This window comes from Corynebacterium callunae (assembly GCF_046592015.1).
GTDB lineage: Bacteria > Actinomycetota > Actinomycetes > Mycobacteriales > Mycobacteriaceae > Corynebacterium > Corynebacterium callunae_A.
The window spans coordinates 143730-161467 of sequence record NZ_JAWVOB010000002.1; the positions used below are offsets into that span (position 1 = coordinate 143730).

General features: G+C 55.2%; 22 protein-coding genes and 1 riboswitch. Of the genes, 16 read left to right on the plus strand and 6 right to left on the minus strand.

The window, feature by feature from the left end; translation table 11 throughout:
* Positions 1 to 82: 82 nt before the first annotated feature.
* The 6 genes from SFC07_RS03750 to SFC07_RS03775 form a co-directional block, all read right to left on the minus strand.
* The gene (locus SFC07_RS03750) at positions 83 to 910 is read right to left on the minus strand and encodes an ECF transporter S component (RefSeq protein ID WP_411206888.1); all 828 of its coding nucleotides are present in this window, start codon (positions 908 to 910) and stop codon (positions 83 to 85) included.
* Positions 907 to 2589 carry an ABC transporter ATP-binding protein gene (locus SFC07_RS03755; RefSeq protein WP_411206889.1) on the minus strand — a complete coding sequence of 561 codons (1683 nt, stop codon included), beginning with the start codon at positions 2587 to 2589 and terminating at the stop codon, positions 907 to 909. The genes SFC07_RS03750 and SFC07_RS03755 overlap by 4 nt, the downstream gene beginning before the upstream one ends.
* Entirely contained in the window at positions 2586 to 3743 is a 1158-nt protein-coding gene (locus SFC07_RS03760; RefSeq protein WP_411206890.1) for an energy-coupling factor transporter transmembrane component T, read from the minus strand. The genes SFC07_RS03755 and SFC07_RS03760 overlap by 4 nt, the downstream gene beginning before the upstream one ends.
* Before the next feature lie 2 nt (positions 3744 to 3745).
* Positions 3746 to 4789, minus strand: coding sequence for an oxidoreductase (locus SFC07_RS03765; RefSeq protein WP_411206891.1), 1044 nt, complete (start codon positions 4787 to 4789; stop codon positions 3746 to 3748).
* A 19-nt stretch (positions 4790 to 4808) separates the two neighbouring features.
* Positions 4809 to 5963, minus strand: coding sequence for a hypothetical protein (locus SFC07_RS03770; RefSeq protein WP_411206892.1), 1155 nt, complete (start codon positions 5961 to 5963; stop codon positions 4809 to 4811).
* 98 nt (positions 5964 to 6061) lie between these two features.
* A riboswitch (cobalamin riboswitch) is annotated at positions 6062 to 6206 on the minus strand.
* A gap of 10 nt (positions 6207 to 6216) precedes the next feature.
* Positions 6217 to 6756, minus strand: coding sequence for a GNAT family N-acetyltransferase (locus SFC07_RS03775; protein WP_411206893.1), 540 nt, complete (start codon positions 6754 to 6756; stop codon positions 6217 to 6219).
* Between the two features lie 370 nt (positions 6757 to 7126).
* Between SFC07_RS03775 and rpsH the strand changes: the two genes are divergently transcribed.
* From rpsH to rplQ, 16 genes are all read left to right on the plus strand, one after another.
* Positions 7127 to 7525, plus strand: coding sequence for a 30S ribosomal protein S8 (rpsH, locus tag SFC07_RS03780; protein WP_411206894.1), 399 nt, complete (start codon positions 7127 to 7129; stop codon positions 7523 to 7525).
* Positions 7526 to 7543: 18 nt separating this feature from the next.
* Positions 7544 to 8080 (plus strand): 50S ribosomal protein L6, encoded by a 537-nt coding sequence (gene rplF / locus SFC07_RS03785; RefSeq protein ID WP_411206895.1) that lies wholly within the window; start codon positions 7544 to 7546, stop codon positions 8078 to 8080.
* A 3-nt stretch (positions 8081 to 8083) separates the two neighbouring features.
* Positions 8084 to 8488, plus strand: a complete 405-nt coding sequence (gene rplR, locus SFC07_RS03790; protein WP_411206896.1) for a 50S ribosomal protein L18 — start codon at positions 8084 to 8086, stop codon at positions 8486 to 8488.
* A gap of 40 nt (positions 8489 to 8528) precedes the next feature.
* Positions 8529 to 9164, plus strand: coding sequence for a 30S ribosomal protein S5 (rpsE, locus tag SFC07_RS03795; protein ID WP_411206897.1), 636 nt, complete (start codon positions 8529 to 8531; stop codon positions 9162 to 9164).
* A gap of 3 nt (positions 9165 to 9167) precedes the next feature.
* Positions 9168 to 9353, plus strand: coding sequence for a 50S ribosomal protein L30 (gene rpmD, locus SFC07_RS03800; RefSeq protein ID WP_015650414.1), 186 nt, complete (start codon positions 9168 to 9170; stop codon positions 9351 to 9353).
* A 7-nt stretch (positions 9354 to 9360) separates the two neighbouring features.
* Complete coding sequence (gene rplO / locus SFC07_RS03805) at positions 9361 to 9807, plus strand: 50S ribosomal protein L15 (protein ID WP_411206898.1); 447 nt, start codon at positions 9361 to 9363, stop codon at positions 9805 to 9807.
* A 448-nt stretch (positions 9808 to 10255) separates the two neighbouring features.
* Positions 10256 to 11578, plus strand: coding sequence for a preprotein translocase subunit SecY (secY, locus tag SFC07_RS03810; RefSeq protein ID WP_411206899.1), 1323 nt, complete (start codon positions 10256 to 10258; stop codon positions 11576 to 11578).
* Entirely contained in the window at positions 11578 to 12132 is a 555-nt protein-coding gene (locus SFC07_RS03815) for an adenylate kinase (RefSeq protein ID WP_411206900.1), read from the plus strand. Before secY ends, SFC07_RS03815 begins: the two co-directional genes overlap by 1 nt.
* A 210-nt stretch (positions 12133 to 12342) precedes the next feature.
* Positions 12343 to 13137 carry a type I methionyl aminopeptidase gene (gene map / locus SFC07_RS03820; RefSeq protein WP_411206901.1) on the plus strand — a complete coding sequence of 265 codons (795 nt, stop codon included), beginning with the start codon at positions 12343 to 12345 and terminating at the stop codon, positions 13135 to 13137.
* A gap of 144 nt (positions 13138 to 13281) precedes the next feature.
* Positions 13282 to 14031 carry a L,D-transpeptidase gene (locus tag SFC07_RS03825; protein ID WP_411206902.1) on the plus strand — a complete coding sequence of 250 codons (750 nt, stop codon included), beginning with the start codon at positions 13282 to 13284 and terminating at the stop codon, positions 14029 to 14031.
* Between the two features lie 194 nt (positions 14032 to 14225).
* Complete coding sequence (infA, locus tag SFC07_RS03830; RefSeq protein ID WP_003854422.1) at positions 14226 to 14444, plus strand: translation initiation factor IF-1; 219 nt, start codon at positions 14226 to 14228, stop codon at positions 14442 to 14444.
* A gap of 185 nt (positions 14445 to 14629) precedes the next feature.
* Complete coding sequence (rpsM, locus tag SFC07_RS03835) at positions 14630 to 14998, plus strand: 30S ribosomal protein S13 (RefSeq protein ID WP_411206904.1); 369 nt, start codon at positions 14630 to 14632, stop codon at positions 14996 to 14998.
* 2 nt (positions 14999 to 15000) lie between these two features.
* The gene (gene rpsK / locus SFC07_RS03840) at positions 15001 to 15405 is read left to right on the plus strand and encodes a 30S ribosomal protein S11 (RefSeq protein ID WP_015650421.1); all 405 of its coding nucleotides are present in this window, start codon (positions 15001 to 15003) and stop codon (positions 15403 to 15405) included.
* Between the two features lie 23 nt (positions 15406 to 15428).
* Positions 15429 to 16034, plus strand: coding sequence for a 30S ribosomal protein S4 (gene rpsD, locus SFC07_RS03845; protein WP_411206905.1), 606 nt, complete (start codon positions 15429 to 15431; stop codon positions 16032 to 16034).
* Between the two features lie 107 nt (positions 16035 to 16141).
* Entirely contained in the window at positions 16142 to 17158 is a 1017-nt protein-coding gene (locus SFC07_RS03850; RefSeq protein WP_411206906.1) for a DNA-directed RNA polymerase subunit alpha, read from the plus strand.
* A 56-nt stretch (positions 17159 to 17214) separates the two neighbouring features.
* The gene (gene rplQ, locus SFC07_RS03855) at positions 17215 to 17718 is read left to right on the plus strand and encodes a 50S ribosomal protein L17 (RefSeq protein ID WP_411206907.1); all 504 of its coding nucleotides are present in this window, start codon (positions 17215 to 17217) and stop codon (positions 17716 to 17718) included.
* The last annotated feature ends 20 nt before the right edge of the window (positions 17719 to 17738 follow it).

Consider the following 17738-nt stretch of genomic DNA (forward strand, 5'->3'; position numbering starts at 1 on the left):
AGGATTCTGCCGTTTGTGGGCCGCTGAAATGGCAGAATCCTGCACAAATCTTCTCAAAATGGGGTTTTGTGTGGGATTCTGCTCATTGTGTTTTGTCAGGTGACGCATGTCGGGGGAGGGAAGTATCGCCAAAGCTACGCTCAACGCCAAAAGCGGCGCGTCGGCTAGCACGTCTTAAAGCGCCGAGCACCGGAGTGGCGGTGAGAAGCAGCAAAAATGAGGTAAAAAGTGCGCGGCCGAGGTCCCATCCCAAAGAAGTGGTGAGGGAGAACAACACAAAAGTGTGAAGATTGTCCAGCACTGGTGCGCCGGGGACAAAGGAGAGCTCGGTAGAGGCGCCAATGGCATAGGGCCAGAAGCTCATATTCATTAAGAAGCCATAGGCCAAAGAAGCGAAGATGCCATAAAAAATAATGAGCAGCAGTTCCAGCTTCCCGCGCAGGGGTGGGAGAAGGCCTGCACCAAAACCAACCCAGGCGGCAGCGAGCATTTGGTAGGGCAGCCAGGGGCCGATTCCAGCTGTGAGCAGGGCAGATGCAAAAAGCCCGGTATTGCCCAGGATGAATCCAAAACCGGGTCCAAAGGCACGGCCACCGAGGATAAGTACAAAAAAGACGGCTTCGAAGCCTGCGGTTCCGGCTCCAAAAGGACGCACCACGGCTACTAGAGCAGTCAGTACTCCAAGCATGGCGATGGCTTTCACATCGAAGCCATCTTCGCTGATCTCGGAAATCACGGCGGCCAGAACCAGGGGAATGACAAGTGCCAGGTATAAGGGAGCTTGGGCATCGTTGGAAAGCGCGGACGAAGGATCAACAAAAAGGGGCCAGAGGAAGATCACCACGCTTAGAAGTGCTAAAACTCCCAGCGTGATGAAGGTTTTGGGCTTGAGGGAAATGATCCGATTCATCGCAGGACCTCGGAAAGTGCGCGTTGGACATCGGGAACTGTCAGCCAATGGGAGGCTTCAAAAAGCCCCGAGGTGACCTTGGCAATTTGAGGTGCGTAGGCAGGGGAGGAGGCCAGCATTTCTACTGCAGAGCCATCGGCGATGATGGAGCCATTGGCCATAAAAAGCACGCGGTCGGCACACAGTGCGGCAAATTCGACGTCGTGAGTTACCACCAAAAGGGCACGTCCCTGGGCTGCAAGTTGTTTAAAAGCAGCAGCTAGGGCCTTCTTTGCAGCATAATCCAGGCCGCGGGTGGGCTCATCAAAGAAGACCACGGGAGGTTGGGTCGCCAATTGAATAGCTAGTGCTAGGGCTAGTTTTTGGCCTTCAGAAAGATCACGCGGGTGCACATGGTCGGTAATATTGGGCACCAGGGAATCCAAAATTGCACGTGTTGTACCCGCAGGGGCGCCGCTATCGCGGTCGGAACGTTGCAATTCCGCCACAACGGAGACCTCATAGAGGAGGTCACTGGGATTTTGCGGAACCATCGAAACGAGACGGCGTCGATTAGCAGCTTTAAGGGTGAGGGGGTCGGTGCCGTCAACGTACACCCGGCCGTGGGTGCGCTTGCCTGATCCCTGCAGCGCCCAGAGCAGGCTGGACTTACCGCAGCCGTTGCGGCCCATGAGCACGCTGATCTCACCCGCGTTGAGCTGCAGCGATACGTTGTCCACGGCGCGGATCGCGGGGAAATCCACCACCACATCGGTGGCCACCAGGAGTGGTTCTAGCGCGCGGGGAATTTTGTGGGTGACCACACCCTGTTGGAAGAGTTGTTGTCGCAGCTCCGGGGCATAGGTGCGGGCGCTGCGCACGGAAAGAGGCAGCGGATTCCAGCCTGCCCAGCGGCCGAGCTCGACCAACGGAGGGGCAACGTCGGAAGTCTGCATAATTGTGGCGGGGGAGTCAATGGTGACGGTGCCGGAGGCGTCTACGTGGGCGACGCGGTCAACATATTGCAGCACCCTTTCAATGCGGTGCTCGGCAAGAACGACCGTCATTGCCAGGTCATGGGCCAATTTGGTGATCGTGGCCAGGACTTCTTCAGCGCCATTGGGGTCGAGCGCGCTGGTGGGCTCATCAAGAATAATCAGCGCCGGGCGAGTAGTGAGCACCGCACCAATAGCCACGCGCTGCTGTTCGCCGCCAGAAAGCTCAGTCAGTGGTACCTGGCGCAGCTCTGCGATGCCGAGCAGATCGAGGGTTTCCTCCACACGTTTGCGCATGATTTCCGGGGCCAGCCCCAGCTGCTCCATGCTATAAGCCAGCTCCTCTTCCACGGTGTTGCTCACAAAACCCGCGGCCGGATTCTGACCCACCACGCCAACCACATCGGAAAGCAGATGCGGTGGAAAATCGCGGGTATCGCGGCCGACAATGCGCACATGCCCATCCAAACGCCCGCCGGTGGCATGGGGCATAGCGCCCGACATGGCATTCAACAGCGTGGTTTTACCTGCCCCGGTACGGCCGATAACCAGCAGAATCTCGCCTTCATGCAGGGTGAGATTAACATCGCGAAGCTGCGGCGCCGCCAGCTGGCGTTCATCAAGATAATAGGAAGCGGAGACGCGCTCCAGCTCCAGAATCGGCTCGGTGGACCACGCCACGCGTGGGGGAAGTGCGGAACTCATTGTTGGGTGCGTCCTTTAAGGATGTCAGGAGTAAGTGCTTTTCGACGCCTGACTCTGTGGGTATTTCTGGGCAACATGGGGGTTAAATAGCCAGGTAGGGCTGCGAGCACTAATCCGAAAATTACAAAAAGTGGGATCGTATTCGGAATGTGTAAAGGCACCCAGGTGGTGATCATTGAGGCAGGATCATAAATCCGCGTGAGAATGGCTGCCAGCAGGGGTGATAGACCGCAGATGCAGGTTAGCCACTCAGCGGTACCCCAGGGCAAAGGGTTGTAGGTGCTCGAGGTTTTTCGTCGAGAAGCAATAAAAAGAGATACCACCACAAAGCCGCAGCCGGCCACCAAGATGGGCACCGCGATATACAGCGGGGAGCTGGAATCCAAAATGACAAAAAGTCCGATGCACACGCCGACAATACCCAGCAGCCCAAAAGCCGAGGTGATGCGCTGTTCCGTGCGGGAAGTTTGGGCGCGGCGGCCATAACCGCGGGCGTCCATGGAATGCGCCAAGGCGAGGGAGTGATCTAAAGTGTCTTGAAAAACGGGTAGGAGAATGCGGGAAAAACCGCGTAGACCTGCGGTGTTATCGCCTCTGAGGGTACGAGCGCGGTGGATCCGCACGGCAGATTCCGCCATTTGGGGAGCAATTGACATGCCGATGATGATCGCGGTGCCGAGTTCTCTCAAAGCTCCAGGCAGGGCTTTAAGCAGCTTTTTCGGATCTGCCAAAGAGTTTGCCGCGCCTACGGCCACAATCATGGTTGCTAGCGAAAGTCCTTGGATCAGCGCTATGACCAGGCCCTCGACATAGACCGTGCCCAGGATATTAATGCCAGCAGCCCACTGCGGAAGCTGGAATGAGGGCAATGTGAACAAGGTGATACTTCCGATTTTTGCGCCCACCAAAATGTGCATCACCACGCGATAAACCACAATCCAAAAACCAATGATGAGGTAGATGGGAAAGGCTCGTGACCAGGGGGAAGCGCCACGCCTTTTAGCCACCACAAAACACAAGGTGGCCAAGGCTAAAGCCAGCACATAAGGATTATTGCTCATGCTCACCGTACCGGCGATACCGAGCGCCCACACCCACCAGGCCCAGGGATGAACCAGGCGACGGGATAATAAATACCTCTTAATAGCGTGCACTTTTAGCCTTGGATCTCGGAGCGACGCACAACCCAGGTGCCGAGTGCGGAGGCGCCAATAACCGTGGTGAATGCCAAACTCAGGCCAATCATCCAAGCTTCGGATTCATTGGTGGCTGCAGCTGGGGCTGTGGCGCTCAGCGTGGTTTGGGTAGCTGCGGGTGCTTGCATAACCAGGGTAGAGGTTGGATTTGCGCTGGTTATTGCGCTTGCTGGCGCGCCGGGGCCGGTGCCGGGACTGGTACTGGTCGGGCTTGCAGCCGAGGGGGCTAGGGTGCCACTGTTGGCAGCTGCAACGAGGGCATCATATTGCTCTTTGGTGATGGGGTTGCCAGCAGCGTCTTGGTAGACCAGCACTTCCTGGGGATTGTCAGGATTTACCACCGGACTTGGCACAGGCGCTGCTGCGGGTGCCGCTGCGGGAGAACCAGGAGCTACAGGGGTTGGAGCCGGTGTGGTGGCCGAGGTAGGGAACTCTTCAAGCTCTGGAATGATGAGGTCATTGGGGTTAAAGGTGGCTAAAGGATCCTCCTCCTCGGTAACGGATACTTCGGTGGAGGCTGCTTTAGCAGGGATCTCACCGGGGCGTTCACCTGCACCCCATTGCCATGCCACAACGGTGCCTGCCGCCGGGAAATCTGAAAAAGCACCCAGATTGCTATATTCCCAATCGCTGCCACCAAGGGGAGCTTTCCAATAAGCCCAATAGGCATCGTCCGGGGAGGTAGTTAGGCAGTTATCCACTGCCACGGAGGGGAAGCTATTAATGCGACAAATAAAATCCGGGAATTTAACAGTGCCCTCAATGCTAAAACCGGCCTCCACTAAGACGTCATAACCGCTGCCACCGGCAGTAGCGCAGCTCATGGGGTGGCCCTCCACTAATACCGTGACCTGTTCATCAGTGCAGGGGGTGGTGAGAGCATGCGCTGCAGGTGCCCAGGGCGCCCAAGGTGAGAGCGCAAGCAGTAGCCAAAGTGCTACAGCAATCGCAATGGCTTTAGCTACGGCCGGGATCGCGACGATGGAGCGGAAAGTACAGTGCATAAAGGTGCCTTAAAAAGTTTTAGAACTGTGCGGGCAGGGTGGTGAGCAAAGGTCCCAATACACCAGCGATAGCAGCCAAAACCGCTAGCACTGCGATGACGATTCCCGCAGATCCGGCGGAGGAGCCAGAATCAGTAGGAGCAGGCGCATCGCTAAAAATCACCGCATCATTGGCGTAATTTCCACCCGCATAGGCGATTGCTGCCTGGGCGCTGCCACGACGAATCTGATCGGTGACCCTGGTGGCGCTGGCAACATCACTGCTGCGCCAGGCAAAACCACCGGAGAGACCGGAAGCAGCCGAATTCCCAAAACGAACGCTCTCAAGATAAGAGTGTGCTTGTGCAAAGTGCTCCTCTTCTTCTGCTAAGGCAAAAGCCGAGGCTGCCAGGGCAGTGGAGTTAACATTCGCTCCCAAAAATGGACTCGTGATTCCGCCATCATCTCCCTGAGCTGCCTTGAGGTAATTCAAGGTGGAAGTGGTGCTCTCATCTTTCACGCCATTCACAAGAGCAAATGCCTGGGCTGCTAGGGCAGTGGTATCTGGATCGGTGGAGGCGCAGGTTTGCTCAATTTTTTGAGTCAAAGGCACACCACCATCGGCGCAAATTTGGGTTTCCAGGAAGTCCGCAGCTCGCTGAGCTTCAGCGGTTTTGCCAGCGCGAGCCAACGCCAGCACACCCCATGATTGGCCAAAGTTCTGGACATCAGAGGTGGGTGCTCCGGCGGTTTCATTTTTTAACTGGCCATTGTCCTGCACGGTGTCGACCAGTTGCTCCACCAATTGCTCATTGGGCTGTTCAAAAGCATCTGCAACCACCACAGTTTTGGCCAGACGGGCAGCATCAACCTCGCCGCCAAAATAAAGATAGCCATCAAGAGCAGACATCATGGCATTAAAGCTGATCTGAGCCTGGGTGGAATCGGGATCAAGTGCGTCTAGAGCCAAGAGCATGTCCTGGGTGAGCCCAATATCTTTAAGACCGGAGAGGCCAGCGATAATGCCATCTTGGCCAGCCGCTAATTCCCGGCTCAAGAAATCAGCACTGGCTTGCAGCTCAGTAGCTGCCGGCGCATAAATTTCCGCCTGTGCGGTGGGTGCCAAAGCCACAGAAAGGGCAGCGGCGGTGAGAGAGAAAGTAAGCGAGTACGCGAGGGGTTTCTTTAAAGCCATAATGGCAGTCCTTAAAAATAAGGGAAAAGATTCTGATTCCCCGCAAAAAGAACACAATGGGCCCTCGGCACGGGCTGCAGAACCGTAATCCACGACGGTTGGAGCCACAAAATACTTTCAGGTAATCCGACTTCAGCGCCTATAAAAGCACACACATACGGTTGCGGGTCAGCGTCGGAATCTCACCGAACTTCCCCTGAAAATAGAAACTTGCTGAACTAACCATAAAAATAGCAGTTCAAAGGGTCAAGCCCTAACTGTCAATATGAGCAGCAGCGGTATCAAACCAATAGCGGCGCACCCCATGCATTGAGGATTCATACACTCCGCCAGCGCGCTCGATCACGCGCCGGGAGGCAAGATTTGTCTCCTTCGCACAAACCAAGGTGCGCTCAATGCCACGGCTTTGTGCTTCCAGCAGTGCCAAATTTAAGGCAGCACCCGCCACACCCTTATTGCGCGCACGCGGCCGCACGCTGTAGCCAATGTGCCCACCGCGTTCAAAAAGAAATTGATTGAGCTCATGACGCAACGCCACAAATCCCAATAACTCCGCGGATTCATCCACAATCCAATAAAAAGTGCAGTGCACAAAGCCTGCGGGCGCCGGAATTGAGGTATCAGCAAGCGCTGTTCGTGAGCTTAAATAGCGGGCAAAACTGGCTGCTGAAAGATCAGCAACTTCGGCCGGATTATTAAAGCCAGAGCCGTCGATCGAGCCGCCATCAAACTCTCTTAAGCACTCTGCCCAGCGCTTATATCCCTGCGGGTCGGGGGCAACTAATTGGTGCATAGTGCCAGTTTAAAGCAATAACGCTTGTCGACGCCTCCCCCCGCGCACTTAAGGCGTGCTGCGGGGTTGTGGGTTGGATGCATGGCGACGTCGAGAAGCACTTGCTTTTTCTAGGTTTTGTCCTGTACTCTGTCCGTTTGGACTTTGCGCAAGAAAACTCCATAGAGAAATACGGCGTCTAGAAGATCCATGTAATCGTAAACACCCTACTTTGTTGTAGGCCCCCCGCCATGTATGGCGATCCGAGTGGGAAATGGCAGCGAGCAAACCGACTATTGAGTTCGGGGAGCGCTGAGTGGCCAGAAAACACACGGTTAACGTCCAAGGTGGGTAGGGAACCCCAACGAGAAAGGCATCAGGTCACTCTCTTATGACCATGACTGATCCAATCGCCGACATGTTGTCGCGCGTGCGCAATGCAAACAATGCGCACCACGACACCGTGTCCATGCCATCCTCCAAGATCAAGGCAAACATTGCCGAGATCCTGAAGCAGGAAGGCTACATCGCTAACTACACTGTTGAGGATGTTAAGGTCGGCAAGACCTTGACCCTCGAGCTTAAGTACAGCAACACCCGTGAGCGCTCCATTTCTGGTCTGCGCCGCGTTTCCAAGCCGGGTCTGCGCGTGTACGCTAAGTCCACCAATCTGCCACAGGTTCTGGGCGGACTGGGCGTGGCTATCATCTCCACGTCACAGGGCCTCCTGACCGACCGTCAGGCTACCGAGAAGGGCGTAGGCGGAGAAGTTCTCGCCTACGTCTGGTAAAGGGAGGATTGACTAAATATGTCACGTATCGGAAAAGAACCGATCACCATCCCATCCGGTGTAGAGACCAAGATTGACGGCCAGTTTGTTGAGGTTAAGGGTCCTAAGGGCACCCTGAACGTCACCATTCCTGCTCCGATCACTGCCGCTATTGAAGATGGCAAGATCATCGTCTCCCGTCCGGATGACCACCGCACCAACCGTTCCCTGCACGGTCTCTCCCGCACCCTGGTTAACAACCTGGTTGTTGGCGTTACCACTGGCTACACCATCAAGATGGAAATCTTCGGTGTCGGTTACCGTGTCGCGCTGAAGGGCAAGGACCTCGAGTTCTCCCTCGGCTACTCACACCCAGTACTGATCGAGGCCAAGGATGGCATCACTTTCGCAGTTGATGGCAACACCAAGCTTTCAGTTTCTGGCATTGACAAGCAGAAGGTTGGACAGGTCGCAGCTGTGATCCGCCGCCTACGTAAGGATGATCCTTACAAGGGTAAGGGCATCCGCTACGAGGGTGAGCAGATCCGCCGCAAGGTCGGAAAGACGGGTAAGTAAGCAATGAGCAACACTGAAAACAAGCAGAAGCGCGTTTCTATCGGTAAGGACATCGCGACTCGTCGTCGCGTTGCCCGTGCACGCCGCCACTTCCGCATCCGCAAGAACCTGCGTGGAACCCCAGAGGCTCCTCGTTTGGTTGTCCACCGTTCCTCTCGTCACATGCACGTTCAGATCATCGATGACGTTGCAGGCCACACTTTGGCTGCAGCTTCTTCCATCGAGCCTGAGGTTCGTGCAACCGAGGGTGACAAGAAGGCCAAGGGCGCAAAGGTCGGTCAGCTGATCGCCGAGCGCGCTAAGGCAGCTGGTATCGAGCAGGTCGTTTTCGACCGCGCTGGTTACAAGTACCACGGCCGTGTGGCAGCTCTTGCTGACGCCGCTCGTGAAGGTGGTCTGAAGTTCTAATGATGACCATTTCCAAGAACATCAACGGAAGGATTGCGTAATGCCGGGACGTGAACGGCGTGACGGCGGACGATCCGCCGACGACAACAAGCAAAACGATCGCAACGAGCGTCGTGGCGGCGGCCGCCGCGATGATCGTCGCAATCAGCAGCAGGACGAGCGCTCACAGTACATCGAGCGCGTCGTTACCATCAACCGCGTTTCCAAGGTCGTTAAGGGTGGTCGTCGCTTCAGCTTCACCGCACTTGTGATCGTTGGCGACGGCAAGGGAATGGTCGGTGTCGGTTACGGCAAGGCCAAGGAAGTTCCCGCTGCTATCCAGAAGGGTGCAGAAGAGGCTCGTAAGAACTTCTTCCGCGTTCCTATGGTTAACGGCACCATCACCCACCCAGTTCAGGGCGAGAAGGCAGCCGGCATCGTTATGCTGAAGCCTGCTGCTCCAGGTACCGGCGTTATCGCTGGTGGCGCAGCTCGTCCAGTGCTTGAGTGCGCTGGTATCCAGGACATTCTTTCCAAGTCCCTTGGTTCTGACAACGCTATCAACGTCGTCCACGCTACCGTGGCTGGCTTGAAGCAGCTGGTCCGCCCTGAAGAGGTTGCTGCCCGTCGTGGCAAGACCCTCGAAGAGGTTGCCCCAGCACGTATCCTGCGTGCACGCGCAGGTCAGGAGGCGTAAGAAATGGCGCTGAAGATTACCCAGATCAAAGGCACTGTGGGCACCAAGCCCAAGCATCGCGAAAATCTTCGTTCCCTCGGTCTAAAGCGAATCCGCCACTCTGTGATCCGTCCCGATACCCCTCAGGTACGTGGCATGATCCTGGCAGTTCGCCACCTGATCGTCGTCGAAGAAGTGGCGGGGGAGTAGGTAACAAATGAGCGAACCAATTAAGCTCCACGATTTGCGCCCAGCAAAGGGCTCAAACAAGGCTAAGACCCGCGTAGGTCGAGGCGAAGCATCTAAGGGTAAGACTGCAGGTCGCGGTACCAAGGGTACCAAGGCTCGCAAGCAGGTCTCTGCTGCATTCGAAGGTGGCCAAATGCCACTGCACATGCGTCTGCCGAAGCTCAAGGGCTTCAAGAACCCTAACAAGGTTGACTACCAGGTAGTTAACGTTGCAGATCTTGCAGAGAAGTTCCCACAGGGTGGCGAAATCAGCATTGCTGATCTCGTTGCTTCCGGACTTGTCCGCAAGAACGAACTTGTCAAGGTTCTTGGCAATGGCGATCTGAACGTTAAGTTCAACATCACCGCAAACAAGTTCTCTGCTTCTGCAAAGGAAAAGATTGAAGCCGCTGGCGGCTCCATCACCGTTGCATAAGTTCTAGGAACTTAAGGACCCTCGGGTTTTAACTCAAAGCTCTTTCCTTCTTAACCGAAGGGAAGAGCTTTTTGTTGTTTGTTGGTCAATGCCTGTGGGTCATGCCTGCGGGATATGAAGCACGGGGCTGGGGTAGGAGACATCGGGCATGAGGCTGGGGTGGGCCTGATTGCGCGCGTTAAATGTAGGGGGAGTGGTGCATAATTTCTGGCGCGGAGGTGTTTATTTCACCCGCACTAGAAAGCGTTTGTGCTTTTAAGGCTATGACTCACCTAACAAAATGAGGGCTTGGAATCCCTCATGCTGGCGAAAGCTGGTAGGGTAAATAGGTCAATCGTGCCCGTTTATCAAAATGTGATTAATGGGCCAGGATCTAAAAATACATCTCCCGCCATGTGGGAATTTCTGTTTGGAAATTTTCCGGATGAGGTGGGGGCCAGGAGGATATGTGTCCGCCATTATTCAGGCATTCAAGGACGCCGATCTGCGAAAGAAGATTCTCTTCACCATCGCATTGATCGTTCTATACCGCATCGGTGCGCAGATCCCTTCCCCGGGAGTTGACTACGCAACGATCAGTGGTCGTTTGCGTGACTTGACCGAGGATCAATCAAGCGTTTATTCGCTGATTAACCTGTTTTCCGGTGGAGCGCTGCTGCAATTGTCCATCTTCGCCATCGGCATCATGCCGTATATTACGGCGTCGATTATTGTGCAGCTGTTGACAGTAGTCATCCCGCACTTTGAAGAGCTGAAAAAAGAAGGCCAATCAGGCCAAGCCAAGATGATGCAGTACACCAGGTACTTGACCATCGCTCTGGCTTTGTTGCAGTCTTCAGGCATTGTGGCGTTGGCAGACCGCGAGCAGCTACTTGGCGCCGGCATTCGCGTGCTGGAAGAAGACCGTAACTTCTTTGACTTGATTGTCCTTGTCCTCACCATGACCGCAGGTGCGATCTTGGTGATGTGGCTCGGCGAGCTCATCACTGAAAAGGGCGTGGGCAATGGTATGTCCCTGCTGATCTTCGCGGGTATTGCCACTCGTCTCCCCACCGACGGCATGAACATTCTTGGAAACTCCGGTGGCGTGGTCTTCGCAGTAGTCCTGGTTTCCGTCCTCGTCTTGGTTGTCGGCGTGGTCTTCGTGGAGCAGGGTCAGCGCCGCATTCCGGTGCAGTATGCAAAGCGCATGGTTGGTCGCCGTCAGTACGGTGGATCCTCCACTTATCTTCCTTTGAAGGTGAACCAGGCTGGTGTTATCCCAGTTATCTTCGCGTCTTCCCTGATCTACATGCCGGTCCTGATCACCCAGATTGTGACCTCAGGTTCCACCACAGTTTCTGATAACTGGTGGCAGCGCAATGTTATTGCGCACCTGCAGACTCCATCTTCTTGGCAGTACATTGTGCTGTACTTTGCCTTGACCATTTTCTTCTCTTATTTCTATGTTTCGGTGCAGTACGATCCAGCCGAGCAAGCAGACAATATGAAGAAGTACGGTGGATTCATTCCGGGTATTCGCCCGGGTCGACCCACCGCGCAGTACCTCGGTTATGTGATGAATCGTCTGCTCTTTGTCGGTTCCCTATACCTAGCGCTCATCGCTGTGCTGCCAAACATTATGCTGGATCTAGGCGTTGACGCCGGTTCGGCCGGATCCACCCCATTCGGTGGTACCGCAATTCTGATTCTTGTATCTGTTGCACTGACTACGGTGAAGCAGATTGAGAGCCAGCTCCTGCAAAGCAACTACGAAGGACTTCTGAAATAATGCGACTCGTTCTCCTTGGACCTCCCGGTGCCGGCAAGGGCACCCAGGCTGCAATTCTCTCTGAGAAGCTTGGCATCCCACACATCTCCACCGGTGACCTTTTCCGTGCCAACATCGGCGAGGGAACCCCACTTGGTGTTGAGGCAAAGCAGTACATCGACGCTGGCAAGTTGGTTCCTACCGACGTTACTGCTCGTATGGTTGCATCCCGCCTTGCGGAATCTGACGCTGCAGAAGGCTTCTTGCTAGATGGCTTCCCACGCACCGTTGAGCAGGCTGACATCCTGGCTAACCTGCTCACCGAAGCCGGCCAGCAGCTAGACGGCGTTGTTAACTACCAGGTCTCTGAAGACGTCGTCGTGGAGCGCATGCTCTCCCGCGGCCGTGCAGATGACAATGAAGAGACTATCCGTACCCGCCTTGGCGTTTACCGCGATGAGACTGCACCGCTGATCGATCACTACGGTGCGAAGATCATCAACGTCGAGGCAGAAGGCACCGTTGAGGAAATCAACGCCCGCACCCTCGAGGCTCTTGAGGCACTGGGAAAGTAAATTTCCCAGAAGCTGGTCGCTAAACCTACGATAAGTTAAGCGGCCAACATAGATCAGGCCGGACCCACCCAATGTGTGTGGTACCGGCCTTTTTGTGTTTACTTTGGATTCAATTTGTAATTAGCACTATTTTTTATAGCTCTTTTAGAAATAAACTTTAAACGGCTGCTGTTCCAAGCAGTAGTCCAGCAGAAAAGGAGATTCCCACAGATGGGTTTCCGTTCCAAGAAAAAGACCATTCCCGCCAAGACCCCAGGCGAACTTGATGCGATGCAAGCAGCAGGGGAAATCGTTGGCAAGGCTCTCCAGGTTGTGCGCGCAGAGGCTAAGGCTGGCATGAGTACCTGGGATCTGGACCAGATCGCCGAGCAGGTTATCCGCGATGCCGGTGCCATCCCAACCTTCCTGGGCTACCAGGGTTTCCCAGGCTCGGTGTGTGCCTCGGTAAATGAGGTTATCGTCCACGGTATTCCTTCCAAGGACGTTATTTTGGAGGAGGGCGATTTGCTCTCCATCGACTGCGGCGCCACCTTTGAAGGCTGGGTGGGAGATTCCGCATGGTCTTTCGGCATCGGCGAACTTGATGAGGACGTCCAGGCTCTTAACCTTGCTACCGAGTGGGTGTTGATGGAGGGCCTCAAGGCCATGGTTCCAGGCAATCGCCTCACCGACGTTTCCAATGCCCTCGAGGTAGCAACCCGCAAGGCTGAGACCAAGTTCGGTGTGCTGCTGGGCATCGTTGATGGCTACGGCGGACACGGCATCGGCCACACCATGCACGAGGATCCTTACCTCGCCAACGAGGGTCGCCCCGGCAAGGGTCCTATCATCCAGGAAGGTTCCGTGCTGGCCATTGAGCCAATGCTCACCCTTGGCACCGAGGACTCTGCAGTGCTGGAAGATGATTGGACCGTCGTTACCCTCGATGGTTCCTGGGCTGCACACTGGGAGCACACCGTAGCAGCCACCGCTGGCGGCCCCCGTATCTTGACCCCGCGCTACTAATACGCTTTTCGACGCGCCCCTGCCCCGCAACACCACCGGTGTTGCGGGGTTTAACGTTGTTGGACTGTTTAAAAATCACGAAAATTAAAGAAAACTGCGCTCTTGAGTATCAATTTGCTAAAGATGGCTTATATACTGCTGTTTATGCAGAAACTTTCCCGCACCCGTTACGCTTCATCCGTTAAGCGTGGCGTCGCTGCCATCCTTACCGCAGCCGCAGCAACCGCTGCACTTGTTGGCGCTCCAGCAACCGCATCCGCACAAGATCTTGCTGTTGGTAGCTCTGCCATCGCCGCAAATGCCCGCGAAGGTGCATGGGTCACCCGCAACAACCTCCAAGCTCAGCTCGACACCATGGGTCCTGCTGCACTAGGTGCCAAGGTTGCTGTTGATCAAACCATCAACACCGTCTTCCCTGGACTTATTGATCAAAAGATCGCAGAACAGGAAGCCGCAGCGCGTGCTCAAGCAGAGCGCGATGCAGCAGCAGCCCGCGAAGCCGAGGCAGCTCGTATTGCCGCAGAGCAGGCTGCCCGCTTTGACACCGGATCTTGCCCAGCAAGTGCCGAGGTCTGTGTTGATATCGACGGTGGCCGTTCTTGGCTGCAGGAAAATGGCCAGGTTGTATATGGCTCAGTAGCCGTATCCTCCGGTGGCGTTGGACAAGAGACCCCGCGTGGAACTTTCTACATTAACCGCAAGGTTAAGGATGAAATCTCCTATGAGTTCAATAACGCCCCAATGCCTTATGCCATGTACTTCACCTACAGTGGCCACGCATTCCACCAGGGCAATGTAGCAACCACCTCTGCCGGCTGTGTTCGCCTTGCACAGCAGGACGCCATCTACTACTTCAACAACGTTGATATCGGCGACATGGTTTATATCTACTAAGAAAGCCAACAAAGAACGCGGAATAGGAACCCCTATTCCGCGTTCTTTTTATGAAATTCACCAAATGTTTGATATTTACCCCGGGCTTGTGTAACCTGTATCGATGGTGTGTATGCAATTCGTATGACACCACCATTTTGCAGTGGAAAAACTTAGAATCTCCCGAGGGGGAGAATTCTGGAAAAGTGGAGGATATGGCTAAGGAAGGCGCTATTGAGGTTGAGGGTCGCATTGTCGAGCCTTTGCCGAATGCAATGTTCCGTGTCGAGCTCGACAATGGACACAAGGTACTCGCCCACATCAGTGGAAAGATGCGCCAGCACTACATCCGTATCCTTCCTGAGGACCGCGTCGTTGTAGAGCTGTCGCCCTACGATCTTACTCGCGGTCGCATCGTTTACCGCTACAAGTAAAAAGCTTTAGCCTCCATATATCAGGGCTCGCCGGGGATATCCCGCCGAGTTGACGCACCTTCAGGCATCGATGGCTGGAGCCTTGCGAATCACAACCCACCCTCCGGTATCCGTCCGGGGAAAGCGTTGCGTGGCAGGGACGATTATGGGGAAAACCATCGCAACAACCGGAAAGGTTCTGCCACATGGCACGTCTAGCTGGTGTTGACCTTCCACGCAACAAGCGTATGGAAGTCGCACTTACTTACATTTACGGAATCGGCCCAGCCCGTTCCAAGCAGCTTCTCGAGGAGACCGGAATCTCCCCAGACCTGCGCACTGACAACCTCGACGATGATCAGCTCGCTGCTCTTCGTGATGTTATTGAAGGCACCTGGAAGGTCGAGGGTGACCTCCGCCGCCAGGTACAGGCTGACATCCGCCGCAAGATCGAAATCGGTTGCTACCAGGGTATTCGTCACCGCCGTGGCTTGCCTGTTCGTGGTCAGCGTACCAAGACCAATGCGCGTACGCGTAAGGGCCCTAAGAAGACGATCGCCGGAAAGAAGAAGTAAAAATGCCTCCAAAAGCACGCTCTGGCGCGCGCCGTACCGGCCGTCGCGTCGTAAAGAAGAACGTTGCCCACGGCAACGCTTACATCAAGTCCACCTTTAACAACACCATCGTCTCGATCACTGATCCACACGGTGCTGTCATCTCCTGGGCTTCCTCTGGACACGTTGGATTCAAGGGCTCTCGTAAGTCCACTCCATTCGCTGCTCAGATGGCCGCTGAAAACGCTGCTCGCAAGGCAATGGATCACGGCATGAAGAAGGTTGACGTATTCGTCAAGGGCCCAGGTTCGGGCCGAGAGACCGCTATCCGTTCACTCCAGGCCGCAGGCCTCGAGGTCAGCTCGATCTCCGACGTGACGCCACAGCCACACAATGGTTGCCGTCCGCCGAAGCGTCGTCGCGTTTAATAGGGAAGGAAAGGTAATACATTATGGCTCGTTATACCGGCCCCGCAACCCGTAAATCCCGTCGTCTGCGCGTCGACCTCATCGGTGGAGACATGGCGTTTGAGCGCCGTCCATATCCTCCGGGACAGGCTGGCCGTGCACGCATCAAGGAGTCCGAGTACCTCCTGCAGCTCCAAGAGAAGCAGAAGGCTCGTTTCATCTACGGCGTCATGGAAAAGCAGTTCCGTCGTTACTACGCTGAGGCTAACCGTCGCCCAGGCAAGACCGGTGAAAACCTGGTCGTTTTGCTTGAGACCCGTCTCGACAACGTAGTTTACCGTGCAGGTTTGGCACGCACCCGTCGCCAGGCTCGTCAGCTTGTTTCCCACGGCCACTTCCTGGTCAACGGCAAGGCAATCGACGTTCCTTCCTTCCGCGTTTCTCAGTACGACATCATCGATGTTCGTGAGAAGTCCCAGAAGATGAACTGGTTCGAAGAGGCTCAGGACAACCTGGTCGATGCAATCGTTCCAGCTTGGCTCCAGGTCGTTCCTGAGAACCTGCGTATCCTCGTGCACCAGGTGCCCGAGCGCGCACAGATCGATGTTCCGCTGCAAGAGCAGCTCATCGTCGAACTGTACTCGAAGTAATTTCTGCTTACCCGGCTGCCCCGGGTGCACAGGAATCTTCCGATTTTTCACCATCCTTTCCGCCCCTTTAAGACGTCAAATAGCGGACGTCACCCAAGGAGAGTTCAATGCTCATTTCCCAGCGCCCAACCATTACTGAGGAATTCGTCGACAGCGCACGTTCCAAGTTCGTCATCGAACCTTTGGAGCCAGGCTTTGGCTACACCCTCGGTAACTCTTTGCGCCGCACCCTGTTGTCCTCCATTCCTGGAGCTGCAGTAACCAGCGTGAAGATTGATGGTGTACTCCACGAGTTCACCACCATCAATGGTGTCAAGGAAGATGTTTCTGACATCATCCTCAACATCAAGGGTTTGGTTCTTTCTTCTGACTCTGATGAGCCAGTAGTAATGCACCTCGTTAAGGAAGGCGCTGGCGTCGTCACTGCTGGCGACATTCAGCCACCAGCTGGTGTTGAGATCCACAATCCGGATCTGCACATCGCTACCCTGAACGACACCGCAAAGCTGGATATTGAGCTCATCGTCGAGCGTGGCCGTGGTTACGTGCCTGCAACCTTGACTGCAACCAGTGGTGAGATCGGCCGAATTCCGGTCGACCAGATCTACTCCCCAGTCTTGAAGGTTAGCTACAAGGTGGAAGCTACTCGTGTTGAGCAGCGTACCGACTTTGACAAGCTGATCATCGACGTTGAAACCAAGAACTCTATCACTGCCCGTGACGCCCTGGCGTCGGCAGGTAAGACCCTGGTTGAGCTGTTCGGACTCGCTCGCGAGCTGAACATCGCAGCCGAGGGCATCGAGATCGGACCCTCCCCACAGGAGACCGAGTACATCGCTGCCTACAGCATGCCAATCGAGGATCTGGACTTCTCCGTCCGTTCCTACAACTGCCTCAAGCGCGAAGACATCCACACCGTGGGTGAACTTGCCGAGCGTGCAGAGACCGACCTGCTTGACATCCGTAACTTCGGACAAAAGTCAATCAACGAAGTCAAGATCAAGCTTGCTGGCCTGGGTCTTACCCTAAAGGATGCTCCTGAAGACTTCGATCCTTCAACTCTTGAAGGATATGACGCTGAAACTGGTGGCTACATCGATGTTGAGGCGGAAGATTCCGAGTAAGTCGCCTGGTCCAAAAATTGGGCCGCGCTAAATCAATGTACAAGGAGTACACCTAAATGCCTACCCCTAAGAGAGGCGCCCGCCTCGGCGGATCCGCCAGCCACCAGAAGAAGCTTCTGTCCAACCTGGCTGCTTCCCTGTTCGAGCACGGCGCAATCAAGACCACCGATGCCAAGGCAAAGGCTCTGCGTCCTTACGCTGAGAAGCTGATCACCAAGGCTAAGTCCGGTACCGTTGCTGATCGTCGTAACGTTTTGGCACTCGTTCCTAACAAGGACGTTGTTGCACACCTGTTCAACGATCTTGCACCACAGTTCGAAAACCGTGCAGGTGGCTACACCCGCATCATCAAGCTGGAGAACCGTAAGGGCGACAACGCTCCTATGTCCCAGATCTCCCTCGTTCTCGAGGAGACTGTTTCTGCAGAGGCATCCCGAGCAACCCGCGCAGCTGCTTCCAAGAAGGCTGCTGAAGAGGCTCAGGCTGAAGAAGCTGAGACCGAAGAGGTAGCAGAAGCTCCTGCTGAGACTGCAACCGAAGAGGCTGCAGAAGAGAAGTAAATTCTTCTTTACTTTTCTTA

Coding starts and splice junctions, on each gene's coding strand:
- SFC07_RS03765 (WP_411206891.1), bottom strand. CDS start 4,789: ATGCACTGTACTTTCCGCTCCATCGTCGCGATCCCGGCCGTAGCTAAA.
- SFC07_RS03850 (WP_411206906.1), top strand. CDS start 16,142: ATGCTCATTTCCCAGCGCCCAACCATTACTGAGGAATTCGTCGACAGC.
- SFC07_RS03775 (WP_411206893.1), bottom strand. CDS start 6,756: ATGCACCAATTAGTTGCCCCCGACCCGCAGGGATATAAGCGCTGGGCA.
- rplF (WP_411206895.1), top strand. CDS start 7,544: ATGTCACGTATCGGAAAAGAACCGATCACCATCCCATCCGGTGTAGAG.
- SFC07_RS03770 (WP_411206892.1), bottom strand. CDS start 5,963: ATGGCTTTAAAGAAACCCCTCGCGTACTCGCTTACTTTCTCTCTCACC.
- rpsD (WP_411206905.1), top strand. CDS start 15,429: ATGGCTCGTTATACCGGCCCCGCAACCCGTAAATCCCGTCGTCTGCGC.
- rpsK (WP_015650421.1), top strand. CDS start 15,001: ATGCCTCCAAAAGCACGCTCTGGCGCGCGCCGTACCGGCCGTCGCGTC.
- SFC07_RS03755 (WP_411206889.1), bottom strand. CDS start 2,589: ATGAGTTCCGCACTTCCCCCACGCGTGGCGTGGTCCACCGAGCCGATT.
- rplQ (WP_411206907.1), top strand. CDS start 17,215: ATGCCTACCCCTAAGAGAGGCGCCCGCCTCGGCGGATCCGCCAGCCAC.
- rplO (WP_411206898.1), top strand. CDS start 9,361: ATGAGCGAACCAATTAAGCTCCACGATTTGCGCCCAGCAAAGGGCTCA.
- infA (WP_003854422.1), top strand. CDS start 14,226: ATGGCTAAGGAAGGCGCTATTGAGGTTGAGGGTCGCATTGTCGAGCCT.
- rpsE (WP_411206897.1), top strand. CDS start 8,529: ATGCCGGGACGTGAACGGCGTGACGGCGGACGATCCGCCGACGACAAC.
- SFC07_RS03750 (WP_411206888.1), bottom strand. CDS start 910: ATGAATCGGATCATTTCCCTCAAGCCCAAAACCTTCATCACGCTGGGA.
- rplR (WP_411206896.1), top strand. CDS start 8,084: ATGAGCAACACTGAAAACAAGCAGAAGCGCGTTTCTATCGGTAAGGAC.
- map (WP_411206901.1), top strand. CDS start 12,343: ATGGGTTTCCGTTCCAAGAAAAAGACCATTCCCGCCAAGACCCCAGGC.
- SFC07_RS03825 (WP_411206902.1), top strand. CDS start 13,282: ATGCAGAAACTTTCCCGCACCCGTTACGCTTCATCCGTTAAGCGTGGC.
- SFC07_RS03815 (WP_411206900.1), top strand. CDS start 11,578: ATGCGACTCGTTCTCCTTGGACCTCCCGGTGCCGGCAAGGGCACCCAG.
- rpsH (WP_411206894.1), top strand. CDS start 7,127: ATGACCATGACTGATCCAATCGCCGACATGTTGTCGCGCGTGCGCAAT.
- rpmD (WP_015650414.1), top strand. CDS start 9,168: ATGGCGCTGAAGATTACCCAGATCAAAGGCACTGTGGGCACCAAGCCC.
- rpsM (WP_411206904.1), top strand. CDS start 14,630: ATGGCACGTCTAGCTGGTGTTGACCTTCCACGCAACAAGCGTATGGAA.